This window comes from Roseomonas sp. GC11, from assembly GCF_024437745.1.
GTDB lineage: Bacteria > Pseudomonadota > Alphaproteobacteria > Acetobacterales > Acetobacteraceae > Pseudoroseomonas.
On record NZ_JANFNY010000088.1, the window covers coordinates 1 to 20,612 of the forward strand.

The 20,612-nt window shown below is 70.3% G+C and carries 17 protein-coding genes; 11 read left to right on the forward strand and 6 right to left on the reverse strand.

Annotated elements, in window-relative coordinates; genetic code table 11:
- Nucleotides 1-90 precede the first annotated feature (90 nt).
- Both NON00_RS20730 and NON00_RS20735 read right to left on the reverse strand, forming a co-directional pair.
- Nucleotides 91-708, reverse strand: coding sequence for a flavin reductase family protein (locus NON00_RS20730; RefSeq protein WP_256024641.1), 618 nt, complete (start codon nucleotides 706-708; stop codon nucleotides 91-93).
- A gap of 62 nt (nucleotides 709-770) precedes the next feature.
- Nucleotides 771-2,003 (reverse strand): hypothetical protein, encoded by a 1,233-nt coding sequence (locus NON00_RS20735; protein ID WP_256024642.1) that lies wholly within the window; start codon nucleotides 2,001-2,003, stop codon nucleotides 771-773.
- A gap of 124 nt (nucleotides 2,004-2,127) precedes the next feature.
- Here NON00_RS20735 and NON00_RS20740 point away from each other — a divergent pair, with 124 nt between their 5' ends.
- Together NON00_RS20740 and NON00_RS20745 are read left to right on the forward strand one after the other, a co-directional pair.
- Nucleotides 2,128-3,720, forward strand: a complete 1,593-nt coding sequence (locus tag NON00_RS20740; RefSeq protein WP_256024643.1) for an ABC transporter substrate-binding protein — start codon at nucleotides 2,128-2,130, stop codon at nucleotides 3,718-3,720.
- Nucleotides 3,721-3,846: 126 nt separating this feature from the next.
- The gene (locus NON00_RS20745; RefSeq protein ID WP_256024644.1) at nucleotides 3,847-5,007 is read left to right on the forward strand and encodes a M20 aminoacylase family protein; all 1,161 of its coding nucleotides are present in this window, start codon (nucleotides 3,847-3,849) and stop codon (nucleotides 5,005-5,007) included.
- 113 nt (nucleotides 5,008-5,120) lie between these two features.
- Here the strand turns inward: NON00_RS20745 and NON00_RS20750 are convergent, their stop codons facing one another.
- Nucleotides 5,121-6,215: a PHB depolymerase family esterase gene (locus tag NON00_RS20750; protein ID WP_256024645.1), complete on the reverse strand. Its 1,095-nt coding sequence runs from the start codon at nucleotides 6,213-6,215 to the stop codon at nucleotides 5,121-5,123.
- Nucleotides 6,216-6,376: 161 nt separating this feature from the next.
- On the opposite strand from NON00_RS20750, the gene NON00_RS20755 reads away from it, so the two are divergent.
- Nucleotides 6,377-7,168, forward strand: a complete 792-nt coding sequence (locus NON00_RS20755; protein ID WP_256024646.1) for an SDR family NAD(P)-dependent oxidoreductase — start codon at nucleotides 6,377-6,379, stop codon at nucleotides 7,166-7,168.
- Nucleotides 7,165-8,064 carry a polysaccharide deacetylase family protein gene (locus NON00_RS20760; protein ID WP_256024647.1) on the forward strand — a complete coding sequence of 300 codons (900 nt, stop codon included), beginning with the start codon at nucleotides 7,165-7,167 and terminating at the stop codon, nucleotides 8,062-8,064. The genes NON00_RS20755 and NON00_RS20760 overlap by 4 nt, the downstream gene beginning before the upstream one ends.
- A 165-nt stretch (nucleotides 8,065-8,229) precedes the next feature.
- On the opposite strand, the gene NON00_RS20765 is transcribed toward NON00_RS20760, so the two are convergent.
- The gene (locus NON00_RS20765; protein WP_256024648.1) at nucleotides 8,230-8,796 is read right to left on the reverse strand and encodes a Uma2 family endonuclease; all 567 of its coding nucleotides are present in this window, start codon (nucleotides 8,794-8,796) and stop codon (nucleotides 8,230-8,232) included.
- A gap of 190 nt (nucleotides 8,797-8,986) precedes the next feature.
- On the reverse strand, nucleotides 8,987-10,825 hold the full coding sequence (locus tag NON00_RS20770) for a bifunctional diguanylate cyclase/phosphodiesterase (protein ID WP_256024649.1): 1,839 nt from the start codon (nucleotides 10,823-10,825) through the stop codon (nucleotides 8,987-8,989).
- A 218-nt stretch (nucleotides 10,826-11,043) separates the two neighbouring features.
- Between NON00_RS20770 and hydA the strand changes: the two genes are divergently transcribed.
- A complete protein-coding gene (hydA, locus tag NON00_RS20775) occupies nucleotides 11,044-12,531 on the forward strand; it encodes a dihydropyrimidinase (RefSeq protein ID WP_256024650.1) in 1,488 nt (495 codons plus the stop codon).
- A gap of 177 nt (nucleotides 12,532-12,708) precedes the next feature.
- On the opposite strand, the gene NON00_RS20780 is transcribed toward hydA, so the two are convergent.
- Nucleotides 12,709-13,281 (reverse strand): hypothetical protein, encoded by a 573-nt coding sequence (locus NON00_RS20780; RefSeq protein ID WP_256024651.1) that lies wholly within the window; start codon nucleotides 13,279-13,281, stop codon nucleotides 12,709-12,711.
- 148 nt (nucleotides 13,282-13,429) lie between these two features.
- Between NON00_RS20780 and NON00_RS20785 the strand changes: the two genes are divergently transcribed.
- From NON00_RS20785 to NON00_RS20810, 6 genes are read left to right on the forward strand one after another with little or no spacing between them, the layout of a single operon-like run.
- Nucleotides 13,430-15,001: an ABC transporter substrate-binding protein gene (locus tag NON00_RS20785; RefSeq protein ID WP_256024652.1), complete on the forward strand. Its 1,572-nt coding sequence runs from the start codon at nucleotides 13,430-13,432 to the stop codon at nucleotides 14,999-15,001.
- Between the two features lie 6 nt (nucleotides 15,002-15,007).
- On the forward strand, nucleotides 15,008-16,018 hold the full coding sequence (locus NON00_RS20790; RefSeq protein ID WP_256024653.1) for an ABC transporter permease: 1,011 nt from the start codon (nucleotides 15,008-15,010) through the stop codon (nucleotides 16,016-16,018).
- The gene (locus NON00_RS20795; RefSeq protein ID WP_256024654.1) at nucleotides 16,018-16,866 is read left to right on the forward strand and encodes an ABC transporter permease; all 849 of its coding nucleotides are present in this window, start codon (nucleotides 16,018-16,020) and stop codon (nucleotides 16,864-16,866) included. Before NON00_RS20790 ends, NON00_RS20795 begins: the two co-directional genes overlap by 1 nt.
- 11 nt (nucleotides 16,867-16,877) lie before the next feature.
- On the forward strand, nucleotides 16,878-18,266 hold the full coding sequence (locus NON00_RS20800; protein WP_256024655.1) for an ABC transporter substrate-binding protein: 1,389 nt from the start codon (nucleotides 16,878-16,880) through the stop codon (nucleotides 18,264-18,266).
- Nucleotides 18,267-18,292: 26 nt separating this feature from the next.
- Nucleotides 18,293-18,676, forward strand: coding sequence for a VOC family protein (locus tag NON00_RS20805; RefSeq protein WP_256024656.1), 384 nt, complete (start codon nucleotides 18,293-18,295; stop codon nucleotides 18,674-18,676).
- On the forward strand, nucleotides 18,673-20,541 hold the full coding sequence (locus NON00_RS20810; protein ID WP_256024658.1) for a formylglycine-generating enzyme family protein: 1,869 nt from the start codon (nucleotides 18,673-18,675) through the stop codon (nucleotides 20,539-20,541). The genes NON00_RS20805 and NON00_RS20810 overlap by 4 nt, the downstream gene beginning before the upstream one ends.
- Nucleotides 20,542-20,612 lie beyond the last annotated feature (71 nt).

Here is a 20,612-nt window from a genome sequence, read left to right on the forward strand (position 1 = left end):
AAGACCGCCCGATCATTCCTCGGCATCCTCTGCCTCGCAGCCACCGCAGACTGGATCAAGCTCTAACAGGCCTTAATCCCGGAAAGCGAATCACGCCTGCGGCCGCAGCATCTCGAACAGCGCGGTGACCTCGGCATAGTCGCCACGATAGCCGCAGCGCGCCACGGGCCGCGCGGCGGCGGTGTCGAAATACCCGTCCTTGAGGAATTCGCGGCGGATATGCACGCCGACCACCTGCCCGATCATCAGCCAGCCGGGCAGGGCGCCGCCCTCCACATCGCGCAGCTGCACCAGCTGCACCAGCTTGCACTCCAGCGCCGCCGGGGCGCGCGCCACGCGCGGGGGGCGGACGCGGGTGGAGGGCGCGGGCTCCAGCCCGGCGCGGATCATCTCGTTCTCGCCCTGCGGCAGGGGGGCGCAGGTTTCGTTCATCGCCTCCGCCAGATCGCGGGAGACGAAGTTGCAGACGAATTCCCCCGTCTCCTCGATGTTGCGCAGGCTGTCCTTGCGGCCCTCGCTGGCGAAGCCGAGGATCGGCGGATTGCTGTGCAGCGCGCTGAAGAAGCTGTAGGGGGCGAGGTTCACCCGCCCCGCCGCGTCGGTGCTGCTGATCCAGCCGATCGGCCGCGGCGCCAGGATGGCCTTGAAGGGGTCATGCGGCAGGCCGTGGCCCTGGCGCGGGTCATAGAAATAAGTGTCCTGGTCCATGCGAGGCTCTCCAGTGGGGCGGGCGCAGCAAGCCAGGGGGCGGGGCGCTTGTCGAGGGGGGGTCAGCGCCCGCCGCGCAGCGCCGCCCGCGCCATGGCGAAGCGCGCCTCCGGCACCAGGGCGCAGAGGTCGAGCGCGCCGGGCAGCAGGGCGCGCCAGGGCAGCTCCGCCTGGCGTTCCCGCGCCACCAGCCCGGCCAGGGCGAGGCGGGGGGCCTCCTCCTCCCCCACCGGCTTCACGGAGTGGTCGGTGGTCACATCCCAGTTGCGGCCGCGCCCGATGGTGAGGCGGATGAAGCCGCCCATCTCCGGCACCGGACGCGGCATCGGCCAGATGCCCAGCACCATCTTTTCCGGCGGCGCGCCATCATGCTTGGAGGCGACATGCAGCCGCACGCTGCGCGTGCCGCTGGCGGTCAGCAGCGTGTGGCTATGGCCGAAATCGGCCACCAGCCCCGTCGCCTCATAGCCGTTGGGGAGGCGGAAATCGGCCGCCGTCTCGCTTTGGATCTCGACGAGGTCCACGCCGATCAGCGCCGTCTCGCGCCGCAGGCGGGTGAAGCCGCGGCGGATCGCCGGGCCGGCCGGGAAATAGCGGTAGCGGAAACCGGTGCTGCGCCGCAGCGGGGCCGCCAGGTCACGCCGCGCCGCCAGCCCGGGCAGCAATTCCACCACCATCCGCCCGAGCTGCACCGAGACCGGGTTGTCCAGGTGCATATTGTCCTTGAACAGCGCCACCCCCTCCATCTCCGGCGTGGCGCAGAGGCGGTTCAGGAAGGCGTAGCCGTCGAAGAAGGGCAGGGCGAATTTCTCCGCCACGGCGCGGTAGAGCGCGGCGATGCGCCCGCCATCGGGGCGGAAGCTGTTGACCGGCAGGATCATCAGCACCGGCAGGCAGCCCTGCCGCGTCGTCTCGGAGACCATGGCGCGCAGGGCCGCCTCCACCTGCCGCTGGGCGTGGGAGTGGCTGGCCAGCAGCGTGCCGTCATTGCAGGCGAAGTCCACCAGGCAGAGATCGAGCGCGGCGAAATCCATCGCCTCCCGCCGGAAGGCGAAAAGGTCGGAGGAGCAGAAGCCGAGGGAGAGGTTGCTGGCCTCCACCACCTCCACCGCCTGCTGCACCACCCTGGCCCAGCCACCGGCGGCGACGCTGTTCGAGGTGCCGATGACGGCGATGCGCGGCCGCCCGGCCTGGAGGGCCAGGGGGGTGCCAGGTGGGGGGGCGGGAGGAGCGCCGGGGGAAGAGGCGGTTTCGGTGGCGTGGTCGGGCATGGGCACCAGTGTGCCGGGTGGCATGGCGCGTTCAAAGGGGGGGGGAGGGGCCTTGCGGTCTGCTTTCCTGGCGTGTTTCCTAGGTGCCACAGGGCGCGCAGACGCCCCGCGCCAGTCCTGGTTCCTCCCGAGGAGACAGGCTTTCACGATGCTTCGCCGTTCCTTCCTGGCCGGCAGTGCCGCCGCCGCCCTGGCCCATCCGCTCGCCAGCCCCGCCCTGGCGCAGCCGGCCGGCGCCCGCGTGCTGAAATACGTCCCCCAGGCGGACCTCACCGTCACCGACCCGGTGATGACCACGGCCTATATCACCCGCACCCACGGGCTGATGATCTGGGACCAGCTCTATTCGCTCGACTCCAACCTCCGGCCGCAGCCGCAGATGGTCGAGGGCCATGTGGTGGAGGAGGGCGGGCTGCGCTGGACCTTCCGCCTGCGCGAGGGCCTCGTCTTCCATGATGGCGAGCCGGTGCGGGGGCGGGACTGCATCGCCTCCATCCGCCGCTGGGCGCAGCGCGACCCGCTGGGCCAGGGGCTGCTCGCCCGCCTGGCGGAGATGACGGCGCCCGATGACCGCAGCTTCGTCATCCGGCTGAAGCGCCCCTATGGCGCCATGCTCGACGCGCTGTCGAAGGTCGGCCCCTCCGCCCTCTTCGTCATGCCCGAGCGTCTGGCGATGACGGAGGCGACGCGGCCGATCCCCGAGATCATCGGCTCCGGCCCCTTCCGCTGGAAGGCGGATGAGCGCGTCGTGGGCGCGCGCGTGGTCTATGAGAAATTCGCCGGCTACAGGCCGCGCGAGGGCGGCACCCCCTCCTGGGGCGCGGGGCCGAAGATCGTGAATTTCGACCGGGTGGAATGGCATGTGATGCCCGACCCCGGCACCGCCGCCTCCGCCATCGGCAATGGCGAGGTGGATTGGTGGGAGAACCCGCCCAACGACCTGCTGCCGGTGCTGGAGCGCAACCGCAACATCGCCACCATGCTGGCCACGCCCCTCGGCACGCTGGGCACCGGCATCTTCAACCACCTCTACGCGCCCTTCGACAAGGCGGCGGTGCGCCGGGTGGTGATGGAGGCGATGTCGCAGGAGGATTGCATGATCGCCGCCGCCGGGACAGACCCTGCGCTGCGGCGGACGGGGGTGGGCATCTTCACCCCGGGCACGCCGATGGCCAGCACCGCCGATCTGGGCCCCATCACCCAGCGCCGCGGCATGGAAGTGCTGAAAAAGGCCCTCGTCGAGGCCGGCTATAAGGGCGAAAAGGTCGTGCTGATGATCCCGACCGACCAGGCCGCCCTGGCCGCGATCGGCGAGGTGTGCCTGGACACGCTGCGCCGCCTGGGGATGAATGTGGAGCCGGCGGTGTCCGACTGGGGCACGCTGGTGCAGCGCCGGGCCAGCAAGGCGCCGCCGGAGCAGGGGGGGTGGAACATGTTCAACACGACCTGGGCCGGGCTGGACATGATCAACCCCGCCGTCACCCAGGTCCTGCGCTGCAATGGCGAAAAGGCCTTCTTCGGCTGGCCCGACATCCCCGCCATCGAGACCCTGCGCGACGCCTGGCTGGATGCCCCGGATGTGGAGACGCAGCAGAAACTCTGCGCCGAGATCCAGAAGGTGGCGATGCAGGAGGTGCCCTTCGTCCCCACCGGGCAATATCTCTACAAGACCGCCTATCGCCGCAGCCTGGCCCATGTGCCGGACGGGCTGTTCGTGTTCTGGGGCGTGAAGCGGGCCTGAAGAAATTCTTTTAAGAGTTCTTTTTTGAAAAAAAAGAACCAAAAAACTTCTTTCCGTTGGCGTCCCGCCTCAGGCCTGAGGCGGGACGCCAAGCTGAAAAATTTTTATTGGATGATGGATACACCGATGTCTGCCCTCGACCATATCCGCCGCTATCATGCCGAGCTGACGGCGCTGCGCCAGGACCTGCATGCCCATCCCGAGCTGGGGCTGGAGGAGCACCGCACCGCCGCCATCGTGGCGGAGAAGCTGGAAAGCTGGGGCATTGAGGTGCATCGCGGCATTGGCCGCACCGGCGTGGTGGGCGTGGTGCGGGGCCGCCCCGGCAACCGCGCCATCGGCCTGCGCGCCGATATGGACGCCCTGCCGATGCAGGAGATGACCGGCCTGCCCTATGCCTCCACCGTGCCGGGGAAGATGCATGCCTGCGGGCATGACGGGCACACCGCCATGCTGCTCGGCGCCGCGCGCTGCCTCGCGGAGACGCGCGATTTCGAGGGCACGGTGAACCTGATCTTCCAGCCGGGCGAGGAAGGCGTGGGCGGTGCCCTGGCCATGCTGGAGGACGGGCTGCTGGAGCGCTTCCCCTGCGATGCGCTGTTTGGCATGCACAATGCGACGGGGCTGGATGTCGGGCTTTACGCCATCGGCAGCGGGCCGTTCATGGCGGGTGGCGCCTTCTTCGACATCACGGTGACGGGGCAGGGCTCGCATGGCGCGCGGCCGGAGGCCAGCATCGACCCGGTGCTGACGGCCTGCCACATCGCCACGGCGCTGCAATCCATCGTCTCCCGCAACATCTCCCCGCGCGAGACGGCGGTGGTGAGCGTGACGAAGGTGACGGGCGGCGACGCCTACAACGTCATCCCGCAGACGGCGGTGCTCTCCGGCACGGCGCGCTTCTTCAGCAAGGAAGTGGCGCGGCAGATCGAGGAGGGGCTGAAGCGCATCGCCCAGGGCGTGGCGGCGGGTTTCGGCGCGACGGCCGAGGTGGATTTCCGCCTGATCTTCGCCCCCACCATCAATGACCCGGCGGCCTCCACGGTGATCGCCGATGCGGCGGCGGAGCTGGTGGGTGAGCCGCAGGTGAACCGCAACCGCGAGCCGGTGATGGGTTCGGAGGATTTCTCCTTCATGCTGGAGAAGGTGCCGGGCGCCTATATCCATGTCGGCAATGGCCCTGGCGCCTCGGCCCACAACCCGCATTACAACTTCAATGACGAGGCCATTCCCTACGGCGCCGCGCTGTATGTGCAGGTGGCGAAGAAGGCCCTGGCCGGGGTCTGACGGAAGGCGGGGTCCGGGGTGGCCCTGCCACCCCGGTTTTCTTTCAGTTTCAAATGTTTGTGGTGAGGTGTTTCACTTTTCTCTGAAAAGAGAAACATCTCTCAGCCCATTGATTATTTTCTAAATCCCGCCGCCCGCAACGCGCGGTCGAGCAGGTGGGAGGGGTCGAGCCGCCAGGGCGAGACCTCGCGGGCCTGCCCCTTGCCATCGACCTCGAAAGCGCGGTCGCGGCGGCCCTCCATGCCCCAGAAATCGAGGATGGCATGGGTGGAGGACAGGCCGACATCGAGCAGATGCGGCCCCGCCTGGCCCAGCCGGCGGGTGTCGAGCGGCACGCCATGCGCCAGGCTGGGCAGCTGATGCGCCTCCACGGCGATGCGCCCGGCCCGATCGCGCCAGCGGCGGCGGATGAAGTCCGGCTCCTCGGCCACCTCGTCCGGCCGCTCCGGGTCCAGGCCGTGCAGGGGAAGCCACTGCTTCAGCAGCTCGGTGGCGTTCTCGGGCCGCACGGTTTCATCCGCCTCGCCCTGCCAGATGGCGAGGCGGGGCCAGGGGCCGGCATGGCGGGAGGCGGTGCGCACCGCCGCGGCCCGTTCCTCCGCCGGGCGGGGGGCGGGCTGGAACATGGCTTCCAGCGCCTGCGGCACGCTGCGCGCGGCCCCGTAGGGCAGGCCGGAGAGGATGGCCCCGGCGGCGAAGACCTCCGGATAGGTGGCGAGCAGCGCCGCCGTCATCGCGCCGCCGGCGGAGAGGCCGGTGACGAAGACGCGCCGCCCGTCCAGCCCGTATTGCCGCAGCATCCAGCCCACGCCCTGGCGGATGGAGAGGACCTCGCCGCTGTCGCGGGTGGTGTGCTCCGGGTCGAACCAGTTGAAGCAGAGGTTGGGGTTGTTCTCCCGCCGCTGCTCGGGCAGCAGCAGGGCGAAGCCGAGTTCATCGGCCATGGTGGACCAGCCGCAGCCCAGGTCATAGCCTGCCGCGTCCTGGGTGCAGCCGTGCAGTGCCACCACCAGCGGTGCGCCCGGGTGCAGGTTATCCGGCACATGGGCGAGGAGGCGAAGCTGGCCCGGATTGGTGCCAAAGCCCTCTACCTCGTCCAGGTGCGGCGGGGGGGTGGTATCGGCCTGCGCTTGCGTCCCGGTCATCATACGGGTCCAGCGCTGGCGCAGGCGGATCAGTTCGTCGAGCCCATGCAGGATATCAGCCAAGGGAAAAGCCTTTCTGCGGAACGCGGGTGACTATGCTGCGCCGCAGCACCATAACGGACCGGGAAGGGTTTGGTCACAGGCAAATCTGCAGGGCTGCTTTTCCTGGGGGTGAGTCTCGGATAGCTGATCCGTGTCTCAACCTCTTTCAGGACTCATCGGCCATGGATTTCGCCCAGGATCTGCGCGGCAAGCGGGTGGTGGTGACGGGGGCCTGCGGCGTGATCGGCCGCTGGATCGTGGCGAGTTTCGCCGGGGCGGGGGCGCGGCTCTGCCTGACGGATGGCCATGCCGCCGCCCTGGCCGAGCTGGCCGCCGCGACCGATCTGGGGGAGGGCGGCTTCACCCAGGTGGCCGATCTTGGCGATGCCGCCTCGATCACGGCGCTGGCCGAGGCGGTCGGTGCGCGCTGGGGGGCGGCGGATGTGCTGGTGAACAATGCCGGCGTCTATCCCAGCGGCTTCCTGCTGGATATCGACGCGGCGGAGTGGGACCGCGTCATGGGCATCAACCTGCGCGCGCCCTTCCTGCTGACGCGGGCGCTGGCGCGGCAGATGGTGGACCAGGGGGTGAAGGGCAACATCATCAACATCTCCTCCGGCGCGGCGCGGAAGATGCGGCGCTCGGTGGTGCCCTACTGCGTTTCCAAGACGGCGCTGGACCGGCTGACCAAGGGCTTCGCGCTGGAGCTGGCGGAATACGGCATCCGGGTGAACGCGCTGGAGCCGGGCTTCGCCCCCGGCAGCAGCGCCAGCCCGCTGACGGCGGCGCATGTGGCCGCGACCACGGCGAATATTCCGCTGGGGCGCGGCACCTCGGCCGAGGATATCGGCAATGCCCTGCTCTACCTGGCCAGCAGCGCCGCCGCCTATGTGACGGGTGCGACGCTCAGCGTCGATGGTGGCAATTCCATCGGCACGCTGGCGGTCTACCAGGACAAGAAGTCGGCGCTGTGAGCGTGCCGCCCTTCACCCCCCGGCCGGACTATCTCTGGCCGGAGGGCCGGCGCAGCGCCTTCTGCTTCAGCGTCGATGTGGATTCCGACGCGCCCTATCTGTGGACGCAGCGCCAGCCCGGCGATGCGCGGCTGCTGGGGCAGCTGGAGATCCGCCATTTCGGCCTGCGCCAGGGCCTGCCGCGCATGCTGGACCTGCTCGATCGCTTCGGCGTGCGGGGCAGCTTTTTCGTCCCTGGCGCGGTGGCCGAGGCGAATCCGGACCTTCTGCCCGCCCTGCTGGCGCGTGGGCATGAGATCGGCCTGCATGGCTGGTTCCACGAGATCGTGGCGCAGAGCAGCGATGCCGAGTTCACCGCCGCGCTGGAGGCCTCCCTGGACCTGTTCCGCCACCAGACGGGGCAGGCGCCGCGGCTGTTCCGCTCCCCCGCCTGGGAGATGACGCCGCATATGCTGGCGGAGCTGCGGCGGCATGGCCTGTGGGACAGTTCCCTGATGGGCTTCGATCACCCCTATGAGGTGGATGGGGTGGTGGAAGTGCCGGTGCAATGGGCGCTGGACGACGCCATTTTCTTCAAATTCTCCGCCCTGCCGGCGGACCGGGGCGCGCCCTGGCCCTCCGGCCCGGTGCTGGAGGGCTGGCTGGAGGAATGGGAGGTGCTGCACCGCCTCGGCCAGATGATGATGCTGACGGTGCATGACTGGATCTCCGGCCGGGCGCAGCGGCTGCGGATGCTGGAGACGCTGCTGGCCCGCGTCACCGCCGAGCCCTCCTGTTGGGTGGCGACGGTGGGGGAAGTCGCGGCCTGGCACGCGGCTTCGCCCAATGCCGGGCGCTATGCGGTGGAGGCGCGGATTCCCCCGGCCGTGGAGCCGCGCCGCCTCGGCCGTGGCTGAGAGGGTGCTGGAAGCCATGGCGGTGGATTGAGGGGGCCTTGCCCCCTCAAACACCCCCAGCAGGGGACAGTGTCCCCTGCACCCGCCTTCAGATGGGTTTCCAAAGGCCTCAGGACTTTGGTGGCTGCGCGGCACTGCCGCGCGGGCGCGAAATGGGCCGCCCGTTCAATCTTCCGGGTCGGGCAGGGGGTCGAGGCCCTCATACAGCTCGGCGAGGGGGAGAGAGAGGCCGATCTCGGGCATGTCCAGCACGGCATCGGCGCGCAGCACATGGCCGACCCAGTCTTCCCCGGCGCGGGCGAAGATGGTGGCCGCCACGCGGTCCTGCTCCAGCATGACATAGCGGCGGATGGAGGGTGTGGCGGCGTATTCGTGGTTCTTGGTGATGCGGTCGGTGCCGGCGGTGCTGGTGCTCAGCACCTCGAAGACCACCACGGGCTCGCGCAGCAGGGTGCTGCGCGGGTCCACCGGGCCACAGACGACGAAGCCATCCGGGTAGCGGATGCTGCCGGCCACTTCCACCTTGAGATCGCTGCCGAAGAAGCGGCAGGGCTGGCCGCGCAGCCGCCCGCCAATGGCGATGGCGAGGTTGCGTTGCAGGGCGGCATGGGCGGCGGTGCCGCCGGTCATGGCCACCGGGGCGGTGCCGTCGAATTCATGGCGCAGGGCCTGCCCGCTTTCCCAGGCCAGGAAATCCTGCAAGCTCATCGGCTTGTGGAAGGCGACGTTCATGCGGGGCAGTCTAGCACGGGCAGGCATCGGGGATTCCAGCTTTTGCGCGGGGTGAGGCGCGCCGGCGCCCTGGCCCCTGTCAAAAGCCGCCCGTCAGGCCAGCGTCAAGCAGGCCAGCGTCAAGCATGTCGGCGTCAGGCCGCCCTGCTCGCCCGCCAGAGCCCGCCGCGGGCCAAGATCTGGCCAGGGCTCAGGCAAGGCCGGCATCGGGCCGGGCCTCGCCGCCATGCCGGCCCCGCCAGCGGCCGGAGGCTTCCGGCGGCGGCTGGCTCATGCCGCCATGGCGGCGATACCAGGCCTCGAATTCCTCCGCCGGCAGGGGCGGGGCGAAGAGATAGCCCTGGGCCTCGTCACAGCCGAGTTCGGCCAGCATGTCGAGCACCTGGGGCGTTTCCACGCCTTCCGCCACCACGGCATAGCCGAGGCGGTGGGAGAGGGTGACGATGGCCTCCACCAGGGCGCGGCGGCTGCTGTCGCTGCCGATGTCGCGCAGGAAGGCGCGATCCACCTTCACCACCTGGGCCGGGATGCGCTGGAGGTAGGAGAGGCTGCTGTAGCCCGTGCCGAAATCATCGATGGCGAGGCGGATGCCGTCATCGGAGAGGGAGCGCAGCAGGGTCAGCGCCTGGGCGGCATCCTCCATCACCGCGCTCTCGGTGATTTCCAGTTCCACGGCATCCACCGGCAGGTCATGCCGGTCGAGGCAGGCGCGGACGCGGGTGGCGAAGTCGCGCTCGCGCAGATTGGCGGCGGAGACGTTGACGGAGATCTGCGGCGCGAGGCCGGCGCGCTGCCAGGCGGCGCGCTGACGCATGGCCTGGTCCAGCACCCAGGTGGTGAGCGGCAGGGCCAGGGCCGTGCGCTCGATGATCGGGATGAACTCGCCCGGCGAGATCTCGCCCAGGATGGGGTGGCGCCAGCGCAGCAGGGCCTCGGCGCCCAGGCAGCTGCGCGTGGCGATGTCCATGCGCGGCTGGTAGACGAGGCGCAGCTGGCCCTGCTCGCGGAGCGCCAGGGCGAAGTCCTGCATCAGGCGGAAGCGGCGGCGGTGGGCCTCGTCATCCTCGGCCGAGTAGAAGCCGAAGCGGCGGCCCTGGGCGCGGGCGGCGTGGGCGGCGCAATAGGCCATGCGCAGGATGTCGCGCGCGCTGGTCTGGCCGATGTGGAAGGGGGCGATGCCCACCACCAGGGAATCGAGGAAATGCGCCTCCACCCGGGTGGACATGCGGTCCAGCTGCAGGCGCAGCCAGGCGGTGGCCTCCGCCTCGTCATGCAGCGCGGCCGGGCCCAGCACGACATACTGGGTGGGCGAGGCCTGATAGGCCCGCTCCCCCGGCGCCATGCCCTCACGCAGGGCGGCGACGACGCGGCTGACCATTTCATCCAGGTAGGAGGTGCCGAGGACGCGCAGCGCATTGCCCGCCTGTTCCGGCCCCAGCAGGTCGACCAGCATGGCGACGCGGGGCGGGTTGTCCGGATGCTCGCGCGCGAGGTCGGCCAGATCCTCCTCGAACTGGTTGCGGTTGGGCAGGCCGCTGATCGGGTCGATGCGCCCGGCGGCGTGCTGCAGCTCGACCTGCGCCATGACCATGGCGGCGAGGTCGTGCAGGGAATTCATTTCCTCCGCCGTGGCCGCGCGCGGGCTGGTGCCGAGGACGCACATGGCCCCCAGGCAATAGCCCTCCCGCGTTATCAGGGGGGTGCCGGCGTAGAAGCGGATGCCGTTCCGGGCGAGGTGGCTGTCGCGGTAGAAGCTGTCCTGCAGAAGGTCCGGCACAACCAGCGCCATGCCGCTTTCCGCCACCTGGGCGCAGGGGGCCTTGTGGCGCGGGATATGGTCATGATCCACGCCGAAACGGGATTTGAACCATTGCCTGTCCTGGTCGGTCAGCGATACCGCGGCGATCGGCAGCTGGAACAGATGCGCGGCCATGCGGGTGATGCGGTCGAAGGCCTCGCTGGGCGGGGTGTCCAGCAGGTTCAGCTGGCGCAGCGCAGCGAGGCGGAGTTCCTCCCGGGTGGCGGGCATTCTGGTTCCAGGTTGCTATCAGTCGCTAAATTTTTATCGGGGAAAGATAACTGAAACTCTAACGCGACGTGCGGAAGCCAGGGGGGCGGGCGCTTTTGTCCCTTTTCGCCCCGCCTGCTTGGCAGGGCCGGCTTTGTGGCCGAAGCTGCGCCGGGTGTGCGCCCGGCCCGCGAAGCCGGCGCGGTGAAATCCGGCACAGAGACAGAGGCAGAGAGACGATGGCGGCTCCCGAGTTCGACCTGGTGGTGCGTGGCGGTACCCTGGCCAGCGCGGCCGAGGTGTTCGAGGCGGATATCGGCATCCGCGGCGGGCGGATCGCGGCGCTGGGCCATGGCCTCGGGCGCGGGGCGGAGGAGGTCTCCGCCAAGGGCATGATCGTCACCCCCGGCGGCATCGACCCGCATTGCCACCTGGAGGAGATCAGCCCCGACGGCGCCGTGCATGAGGAGAGCTTCGCCAGCGGCTCGGCGGCGGCGCTGGCGGGGGGCACCACCTCCTTCATCTGCTTCCTGCCGCAGTGGAAGGGCCATTCCCTGGCCGCCTCCGCCCCCGGCTACGCGGCGCGCGCCGCCGCCTCCCGCGCCGATTACTCCTTCCACCAGATCATCACCGACCCGACGCCGGAGGTGCTGGAGCACGAGGTTCCCGCCCTCATCGCCAGCGGCGTGCGCAGCCTGAAGGTCTTCCTGACCTATGACCCGCTGCGCCTGACCGATGCGCAGTTCCTGGAGGTGCTGGCGGTGGCCAAGCGGCATGGCGCCTTCGTCACCGTCCATTGCGAGAATTTCGATGCCATCGGCTGGCGCATCCAGGCGCTGCTGAAGGCCGGGCTGTCCGATCCGCTGCAGCACGCCTGGTCCCGCCCGCCGGTGGTCGAGCGCGAGGCCACCCACCGCGCCATCGCCCTGGCTGAGCTGGTGGACCAGCCCATCCAGGTCTTCCATGTCTCCTGCGAGGCGGCGGCGGCGGAGATCGCGCGGGCCCGGGCGCGCGGCGTGAAGGTGTGGGGGGAGACCTGCCCGCAATACTTCACCCTGAGCCATGCCGACCTGACGGGGCCGGATTTCGCGGGGGCCAAGGCCGTCTGCTCCCCCGCGCTGCGCGAGAAGGGGGAGAATGCGCGCATCTGGCGCCGCATCCAGGATGGCACGCTGGATATCGTCAGCTCCGACCATTGCGGCTTTTCCTTCGCCACGCAGAAGCGGGTGGCGGGCGGCAGCGCCTATGGCACGGGTGCGGCGGTGCAGCGGCCGGATGGCACCCCGGCCTTCAACGCCATCCCCAATGGCGTGCCGGGCATCGAGACGCGGCTGCCCGTGCTGTTCTCCGAGGGCGTGTCGAAGGGGCGGATCGACCTGCCCACCTTTGTCCGCCTTTCCTCGGCCAATGCGGCGGCGCTGTTCGGCCTTGGCGGGCGCAAGGGCACGCTGGCGCCGGGGGCGGATGCCGACCTCGTGCTGTGGAACCCGGATGCGGAGAGGACCATCACCAATGCCGGGCTGCACCACGCCATCGACTACACCCCGTGGGAGGGCATGGCGGTGAAGGGCTGGCCCGAGGTGACGATCCGCCGTGGCGAGATCGCCGCGCGCGGGGGGGAGGTGCTGGCCGCGCCTGGCTCCGGCCGCTTCCTGGCCCGTGGCCCTTATGCCGCTGCCCGCCCGCGCGGGGTGGTGCCGGATGGCTTCGACGCCGCCCTGGCCTGAGCCTTGGCGGAGCCCTCGGGCGCAGCCCACGCGCCCGAGGATTTTTTTCAGGCTGCCGCCGTCTCCCGTCCAGGCGGGACGCCAGACTGGAAAAGTTTTTTGGTTCTTTTTTTCAAAAAAGAACGCTTTCTCCTTTGCTTCAAAAAGACGCCCAAGTTTCGTTATGTAAAATCTTTCTCACATTGGCAGCATCACCCCATCCTTGCTGACGGTGATGCGCCGGGCGGTCAGCTGGCCCTGGGCATCGCGTTGCGCGGTGATGAGCACCTGGGCGCCGGGCTTCAGATCCTCCCGCGCCGCGGGCACCGGCGTGACCACGGAGGCGCCGGGCGGCACCTCGATGGGCAATTGCCGCCCGCCGAAGGCCATGGTGAGGACGCGCCCTTCCGCCGCCATCACGGCTGACTCCACGGTGGCATTGGTCATGGTGCTGGAGGGGGTGAGGTCGAAGGGCCGGTGCCCCTCGCCGACGCCGCGCATGGCCTCGGGGAAGATCACCACCTCCACGGCGCGCAGCCTGTCCTCCGGCCCCGGTTCGGCGGTGATGCCGAGATAGTCGCCCGGCCGGATCTCCGAGAGGGCGACGCGGCGGCGGCTGGAGATGGCGGCATCGGGCGCCAGCACCAGGCTGAGGCTGCCGTCACTGGCGGCGGCGATGATGCCGCGCAGGCGCAGGGTGGTTTCGGCCTGCGCCCGCGCGGCCAGCGGCAGCAGTGGCGCGGCGAGGAGCAGGCGGCGGGAGAGGATCATGGCGGAGAGCTTGGACGGCGCGGGGGTTTTGCCAAGGCCTTTCCCGGCGGGGCGGGCCAGGAAAGCGATTGACCTGCGCCTTCAGACTGACATATTTCGTGGAATATCATAAAACGCTCTGCCGCCCGCGCGAGAAAGGGAAGCCACGATGGTCCTGTCCCGACGAATGGCCACAGCGCTGATGCTGGGCACCGCCCTGGCCGGCCGTGGCGCCCTGGCGCAATCGGACCGCCAGGCCCGCACCCTGGTGGTGGCCGTCTCCTCCGACCCGGTGGGGCTGGAACCCGCCGCCAACCGCGCCGAGCCGGTGGGCAGCGAGATCATCCTCAACATCTTCGACACGCTGGTCGCCTGGACGCCGCCCGCGTTCAAGGCGCTGGAGGGGCGGCTGGCCACCTCCTGGAGCATCTCGCCGGATGGGCGGGACTTCACCTTCGTCCTGCGCCCCAACGTCACCTTCCACGACGGCACGAAGCTCGATGCCGAGGCGGTGAAGTTCTCGCTGGAGCGCACGCGGGAGCTGAATTCCTACATGAAGGCGAGCTTCGGCCTGATCCGCGAGATCACGGTGCTGGGGCCGCTGGAGCTGCGCATCTCGCTCAGCGAGCCGATGCCGGTCTTCCTCTCGCTGCTGGCGCAGCCGCAGGCCGGGATCGTCAGCCCCGCGGCGGTGCGCAAGCTGGGCGATGGCTTCGGCGCCGCGCCGGTCGGCACGGGGCCGTTCCGCTTCCGCAGCCGGGCGGCGGACACCAACATCGTGCTCGACGCCAACACGGAGTATTTCCGCGGCGCGCCGAAGCTGCAGCGCATCCTCTACCGCGTCATCCCCGATGCCTCGACGCGGCGGCTGGAGCTGGAGAATGGCGGCGTCGACATCTGCCAGCAGAATGGCCAGCTGACCTCCCTCCCCGTCGAGGACATCAAGGCCTTCCGCGCCAATCCGGCGATCGAGGTGATCGAGGTCTCCAGCCAGATCATCCGCCAGCTGGAATTCAACAACAACAATCCGGACAGCCCGGTGCACGACATCCGCGTGCGCCGCGCCATTGCCCATGCCATCGATTATGACGGGCTGATCAACGGCGTGCTGGGCGGCACGGCGGAGCGCGTCTATGGCCCGCTCACCAGCAACAGCTGGGCCTTCGAGCCGGCGATGCGCGAGATGGCGCCGAACTACGACCCCGCCCGCGCCCGCGCCCTGCTGGCCGAGGCCGGGCACGCGCCGGGCTCGCTCTCCTTCAAGCTCTATTCCTTCCAGGGCAGCCTGTGGGGCAGCGTCGCCACCTTCATTCAGGCCAATCTCGCCGCCATCGGCATCAAGGCCACGGTGGAGCAGACGGAATTCCCGGCCCTGCGCGCGCTGCATGTGGCGGGCCGGTTCGATATCGCGCTGGATGGCCGCCAGCCCTGGTACAACGACCCGGACGCGCATATCACCATCGGCTATCTCTCCAGCCTCGCCAACACGGCGATGAGCTTCCGCATGCCGCCCGATGCGGAGCTGGACGCGCTGATCCTGAAGGCGCAGACGACGGTGGATTTCGAGCAGCGCCGCGCCCTCTACCAGCAGGTGCAGCGCGAGCTGGCGGCGCGCGTGCCCGCCGCCTATCTGTTCAGCAACAAGATCATCGTCTTCAAGCGGGCCAATGTGAAAGGCCTCGTCGTCAACAGCGCGCCGCCGCTCAGCGAATACTGGTCCGTCTGGAAGGAGGCGCGCTGAGGCGCCATGGCGCGCTACCTCGCCTGGCGCCTCGCCGCGCTGCTGCCGGTGCTGGCGCTGGTGCTGGTCATCGTCTTCACCCTCTCGCGCCTGATTCCCGGGGACCCGGCCACCACCCTGCTGGGCCCCGGCGCCACCAGCGCGCAGATCGCGGCGCTGCGCGCGCAGCTTCACCTCGACGAAGCGCCGCTGCTGCAATTCACCGCCTATCTCGGCGGTCTGGCGCAGGGCGATCTTGGCCGCTCGCTCAAATCCGGCGCGCCGGTGCTGGAGGAAATCCTGCTGCGCCTGCCGGCCACGCTGGAACTCTCGCTACTGGCGCTGCTGCTGGCGCTGCTGGCGGGCATTCCCATCGGCGTCTGGTCGGCGGTGCGGGCGAACAGCGGCTTCGACCACGCGGTGCGTGTGGTGTCGCTGGCCGGGGTCTCCATGCCGGCCTTCCTCTTCGCGCTGCTGCTGCAACTGGTGTTCGGCGTCTGGCTCGGCTGGCTGCCCGTCTCGGGCCGCGCCAGTCCCTTCTTCCTGACCGAGCCGGTGACGGGCTTCGCCATCCTCGACGCGCTGCTGGAGGGCGATGGCGAGGCGGCGCTGGATGCCTTCCTGCATCTGCTGCTGCCCACCACCGTGCTGGCGGCTTTCCTGGCGGCGACGCTCGGCCGCTTCGTGCGCAATGCCATGCTGGAAGTGCTGGGCGATGATTTCGTCCGCACCGCCCGCGCCAAGGGGCTGCGCGAGGGTGCCGTGGTGTTCCGCCACGCGCTGCGCAACGCGCTGCTGCCGGCGCTCACCATTGTCGGGCTGAAATTCGCCGAGATGCTGGGCGGCGCGGTGCTGACGGAGACGGTCTTCGCCTGGCCCGGCATCGGCCGCTACATGTTCGATGCCATCCGCAACCGCGACTATCCGGTGATCCAGGGCACCACGCTGGTCTTCGCGCTGATCTTCCTGCTCACCGCGCTGCTGGTCGATCTGCTCTCCGCCTGGCTGGATCCGCGGCTGCGGCGGGGGATGCGCTGATGCGCGGCCTGCTGTCCTTCCTGCGGCGCAATCCGCTGGCGGCGATCGGCGCGGCGCTGCTGCTGCTGATCCTGCTCGCCGTCGGGCTGGCGCCGCTCTGGTCCCTCCTCTGGCCCCTGCCCTCGCCCATCGCCATCGACATCCAGGCCAAGCTCGCCCCGCCCGGCGCGGCGCACTGGCTGGGCACGGATTATTTCGGCCGCGATGTGCTGGCCCGCCTGTTGCATGGCGGGCAGGCGACGCTGGCCATCGGCCTCGGCGTCGTCGCGCTGGCCTTCTGCGCCGGCGTGCCCTTCGGCCTGCTGGCGGGCTATGCCGGCGGCTGGGCCGATCTCGTGATGATGCGCGTGGTGGACGCCATGCTCTCCTTCCCCGCGCTGGTGCTCGCCATCGCCCTGGCCGCCGCTTTCGGCCCCAGCCTGGGCAATGCCATGCTGGCCGTCTCCATCACCCTGGCGCCGCAATTCGCCCGCGTGGCGCGTGCCCAGGCGCAGAGCATCGCGGCGCGGCCCTATGTGGAGGCCGCCATCGCCCTCGGCGTGCGGCCGCCGCGCCTGCTGCTGCGCTACATCCTGCGCAACGGCATCGGGCCGCTGCTGGTGCAGGCCTCGCTGGCCCTGGGCAGCGCCATCCTGCAGACGGCCAGCCTCGGCTTCCTCGGCCTCGGCGCGCAGCCGCCCTGGCCGGAATGGGGCGCCGATGTCTCGGCCAACCTCGCCTATCTGCGCGGCGCGCCCTGGGTGGTGCTGGCGCCCGGCCTCGCCATCCTGCTCGCCGTGCTGTCCTTCAACCTGATCGGCGATGCGCTGGCCGAATGGTTCAACCCGCGCCGCCGCAACGCCCGCTGAAGGCCCCCCGCATGACCGAGCTGACCCTGGCGCTGGAGAAGGTGGACTTCCTGCCGCCTGACCGCGTGACCGACGACACCAGCGTGCTGACGCTGAAGAACCTCGTCTTCGAGCCGCTGCTGCGCTGGGAGGAGGGCCAGGCCCGCCCCGGCCTCTTCGCCCGCTGGGAGCATGACGCGGCGGGCCGCAGCTGGCGCTTCTTCCTGCGCGAGGGCGCCACCTTCCATGATGGCCGCGCCTGCACCGCCGCCGATGTGCTGGACTTCATCACCGGCCTGCTCGGCGCCGTCGATACCTTCGGCATGAAATGGTCCTATGCCCGCTATCTGGCGCGGGCGGAGATGGTGGCGGAAAGCGCGGGCTGCCTCGCCCTGCGCAACCCCGCGCCGATCGCCGACATCCTCGATATCTTTTCCGAGTTCTATCCCTGCCGCCGCGCGCCCGATGGCCATGCGACGCTCGGCACCGGGCCTTACCGCGTGGTGGAATTCGCGCCGCGGCAGCGCGCGGTGCTGGAGCGCGTGGCCGATCTCCCCGCCCCCGCCCGGCTGGTGGCGGTGGAGGAGCGCGGCGCCGAGGCGCGGCTGGAGAGGCTGCGCGCCGGCCGCGCCGATGCCGCGCTGAACCTGGAGCGCATCGAGCACCGCATCACCCGCGACCCCGCCCTGTCGTGGCAGCAGGCGGTGAACACGCTCTCCGTCATGTACTACCTCAACTGCGCCAGCGGCCCCTTCGCCAGCCGCGAGGCGCGGCTGGCCGTCAACCACGCCGTCAATGTGCCGCGCATCATCGCGGAGGTCTTCCACGGCCTCGGCGTGCCGGCGGCCACCATCGTCAGCCCCTTCCATCTCGGCCACCGCGCCGCCGGGGTGGCGCCGCTGCCCTATGACCCCGCCCGCGCCCGCGCCCTCTTCGACAAGGCCGGCGTAAGCGGTGAGATCCTCATCCGCAGCCCCGACCATATGCCGGAGAAAGCGCTGGAGGTGAGCGCGCGGGTGCGCGACGACCTCGCCGCCATCGGCATCGCCGCCCGCATCGAGCACCAGCCCGACCGCCCGGAATATGCCCGCGAGATCGGCCGCAAGCAGATGGGCGACATGGCCATTTTCGATTCCTCGCCGCACAGCACCTATCGCGTGCTGAACGACAAGATCTCGAGCGCCGTGCGCGGCATCTGGTGGCAGGGCCATGACGATGCCGAGCTGGAAGAGATGATCCTGGCCGCCAATGCCGCCGTGGCGCCGGAGGCGCGCGAGGCCGCCTATGGAAGCTGCCTCGCCCGGCTGAACCACAATCCGCCCTGGCTCTACCTCTTCCACCCGATCGAGGTGCTGGCGCACCGCCCTGGCGCGGCGCCGATGACACTCGACCACAAGGGCGTCCTGCGCCTGCTGCCCTGACCGACCTTCCGGAGCCCGACCCCATCATGACCCGCGATTACGGCATCACCTTCTTCTATTACGACGATATCCACGCCGTCGCCCCTTTCTATGAGCAGGTGCTGGGCTTCGAGCTGGTGCTCGACCAGGGCCTGGCGCGCATCTACCGCATCGCGCCCAACAGCTATTTCGGCATCGTCGATGGCAACCGCGGCCATCTGCGCCACCAGCCGAAGAGTGCCGTGCTGCTCACCATCGTCGCCGAGGATGTGGCGGGCTGGCACGCGCGGCTGCGCGCGGCGGGCGCCGCGGGCCTCTCGGAGATCCTGCGCGGCACCTATTGCGAACATTTCTTCTTCGAGGACCCGGCGGGCTACGCCATCGAGATCCAGCGTTTCCACAACCCGGATGTGGCGGCGCTGTTCCGATGATGCCCGCGCCCTATTGCCCGCCCCTGCTGCGCTACACGCTGGAGGACAAGGCGGCCAAGGGCCTGCGCCGCGCGCCCGCCGGCCCGGTCGAGGCGGAATATGTCCCCGCGCTGGAGATGGTGGCGGAGACGCCGCGCCTGCTGCTGCTGGCCCCGCGCGGCGGGGGAAAGACACGCTTCGCCCGCCACCTCCTGGCGCATCTGCCGGAGGATCCCGCCGGGCTGCGCCGCCCCGTGCCGCGCAATGAGCGCGGCACCGTGGCGGAGGAAGCCTGGAGCGGGCCCGTGCCGCGCGCCGTGCTGCGCGACATCGCCGCCGATCTCACGGCCGATCCGCTGGCCGGCCTGCCCGCCGGCGATGTGCTGCTGATCCTCGATGGCATCGAGGCCTGGGGCGAGGATGGCCCGGCCCGGCTGGCGGCGCTGGCCACCGCCCTGCCGCCCGGCTGCCGCCTGCTGCTGCTGGGCGAGGAAAGCCTCTGCGCCGGCTGGCCTCTGCCGCCCGGGCTGCGGCGCTTTGCCTTCCTGCCCCTGCTGCGCGCCCAGCGCGCCGGGGGGGGCGCCGCCCTGGCGGAAGACCCTTTGCTGGGCCATCCCGGCCTTTTCGCCCTGGCGCGGGAGATGGGGGAGAGCGCGCCCTCCGCGACGGCGCTGGTGGAGAACTGGCTGGCGCGCCGCGCCCCCGCCAAGGCCATCGAGGCCGCCGCCGAGGCCGCCACGGCCCTGTTGCAAGGCCAGGCCACACCGCCTGCTGCCATGCCCTCTGCCCTGGCCACGGCCCTGGCGGAGGGCTTCCTGCGGGAGCATCTGGCGGCGCGGGCCGTGCATCGCTGGCCGCCCGCGAAGCTGGCCGCGCTCTACCGTGCCGAGCCGGCGCGCTGGGAAGGCGTGCTGCGCCTGCTGGCCCAGCGCCTGCGGGAAGCCGGGCAGGCGGTGGAGCCCCTCGCCCAGGCGCTGCTGGAGGGGGCCGGGCCACAGGGCGCCGTGCTGGCCGCCGAACTGCTTCCGGGCACGCCCCTGCCCGGGCTGGTGGCGGCGCTGTGCGCGGCGGTGGCCGGCAACCGCCTGCCCCTGCCCGCCCGTGTGGCGGCGGGGCGGCATCTGGCGCGGCTGGGCGACCCGCGCGACCTCGCCGATCTCGTGCTGGTGCCGGCCGGGGAATGCTGCATCGGCTCCGTCACCCACGCCAATTCCGTGCCGCCGCACCGGGTGCTGGTGGGCGGCTTCCGCATGGGCCGCTACCCGGTGACGAACGCGCTCTATGCCCGTTTCATCGCCGCCACGGGGCGGCCCTGGCTCTCCCCCACCGGGCACGCCCCGGAGCGCGCCAATGCCCCGGCCACGGACCTTTCCTGGCACGATGCCCGCGCCTTCTGCGCCTGGATCACCCCTGTCTGGCGCATGGAAGGCCGCATCGGCCCCACCGAGCGCGTCCGCCTGCCGACCGAGGCCGAGTGGGAGTATGCCGCCCGTGGCACCCGCGCCGAGGCGCCGGTGGTGGTCTATCCCTGGGGTCTCGGCTGGCGCGACGATGCCGCCAATGCCGAGGAAGCCGGGCTGAACGAGACCTGTGCCGTCGGCCTCTTCCCCGCCGGGCGCTCACCCTTCGGCTGCGAGGACATGGCCGGGCATGTCTGGGAATGGTGTTCGACGCTCTGGGGCAGCGACATGGCCCGCCCCTCCTTCCCCTATCCCTACACGCCCGCCGACGGGCGCGAGGCCCCGGAGGCCGCGCCGGATCAGCGCCGCGTGCTGCGCGGCGGCTGTTTCTCCAGCGGGCAGGAAAAGGCCTGCTGCCATTATCGTGGCAGCCTGGAGCCGGCGGGGTCCTGGCGCGGGAATGGCTTCAGGGTGGCTGTAGATTAAGGCCTGTTAGAGCTTGAATGCTGTTCCCATGTTCTGGGCATGGTGGAGAGCAGCGACAATCAGGTTTTCAC

Excerpts from the sequence above, each read along its gene's own strand:
- NON00_RS20730 (WP_256024641.1), bottom strand. The coding sequence starts at position 708 with ATGGACCAGGACACTTATTTCTATGACCCGCGCCAGGGCCACGGCCTG.
- NON00_RS20735 (WP_256024642.1), bottom strand. The coding sequence starts at position 2,003 with ATGCCACCCGGCACACTGGTGCCCATGCCCGACCACGCCACCGAAACC.
- NON00_RS20740 (WP_256024643.1), top strand. The coding sequence starts at position 2,128 with ATGCTTCGCCGTTCCTTCCTGGCCGGCAGTGCCGCCGCCGCCCTGGCC.
- NON00_RS20745 (WP_256024644.1), top strand. The coding sequence starts at position 3,847 with ATGTCTGCCCTCGACCATATCCGCCGCTATCATGCCGAGCTGACGGCG.
- NON00_RS20755 (WP_256024646.1), top strand. The coding sequence starts at position 6,377 with ATGGATTTCGCCCAGGATCTGCGCGGCAAGCGGGTGGTGGTGACGGGG.
- NON00_RS20765 (WP_256024648.1), bottom strand. The coding sequence starts at position 8,796 with ATGAACGTCGCCTTCCACAAGCCGATGAGCTTGCAGGATTTCCTGGCC.
- NON00_RS20770 (WP_256024649.1), bottom strand. The coding sequence starts at position 10,825 with ATGCCCGCCACCCGGGAGGAACTCCGCCTCGCTGCGCTGCGCCAGCTG.
- hydA (WP_256024650.1), top strand. The coding sequence starts at position 11,044 with ATGGCGGCTCCCGAGTTCGACCTGGTGGTGCGTGGCGGTACCCTGGCC.
- NON00_RS20780 (WP_256024651.1), bottom strand. The coding sequence starts at position 13,281 with ATGATCCTCTCCCGCCGCCTGCTCCTCGCCGCGCCACTGCTGCCGCTG.
- NON00_RS20785 (WP_256024652.1), top strand. The coding sequence starts at position 13,430 with ATGGTCCTGTCCCGACGAATGGCCACAGCGCTGATGCTGGGCACCGCC.
- NON00_RS20790 (WP_256024653.1), top strand. The coding sequence starts at position 15,008 with ATGGCGCGCTACCTCGCCTGGCGCCTCGCCGCGCTGCTGCCGGTGCTG.
- NON00_RS20795 (WP_256024654.1), top strand. The coding sequence starts at position 16,018 with ATGCGCGGCCTGCTGTCCTTCCTGCGGCGCAATCCGCTGGCGGCGATC.
- NON00_RS20800 (WP_256024655.1), top strand. The coding sequence starts at position 16,878 with ATGACCGAGCTGACCCTGGCGCTGGAGAAGGTGGACTTCCTGCCGCCT.
- NON00_RS20805 (WP_256024656.1), top strand. The coding sequence starts at position 18,293 with ATGACCCGCGATTACGGCATCACCTTCTTCTATTACGACGATATCCAC.
- NON00_RS20810 (WP_256024658.1), top strand. The coding sequence starts at position 18,673 with ATGATGCCCGCGCCCTATTGCCCGCCCCTGCTGCGCTACACGCTGGAG.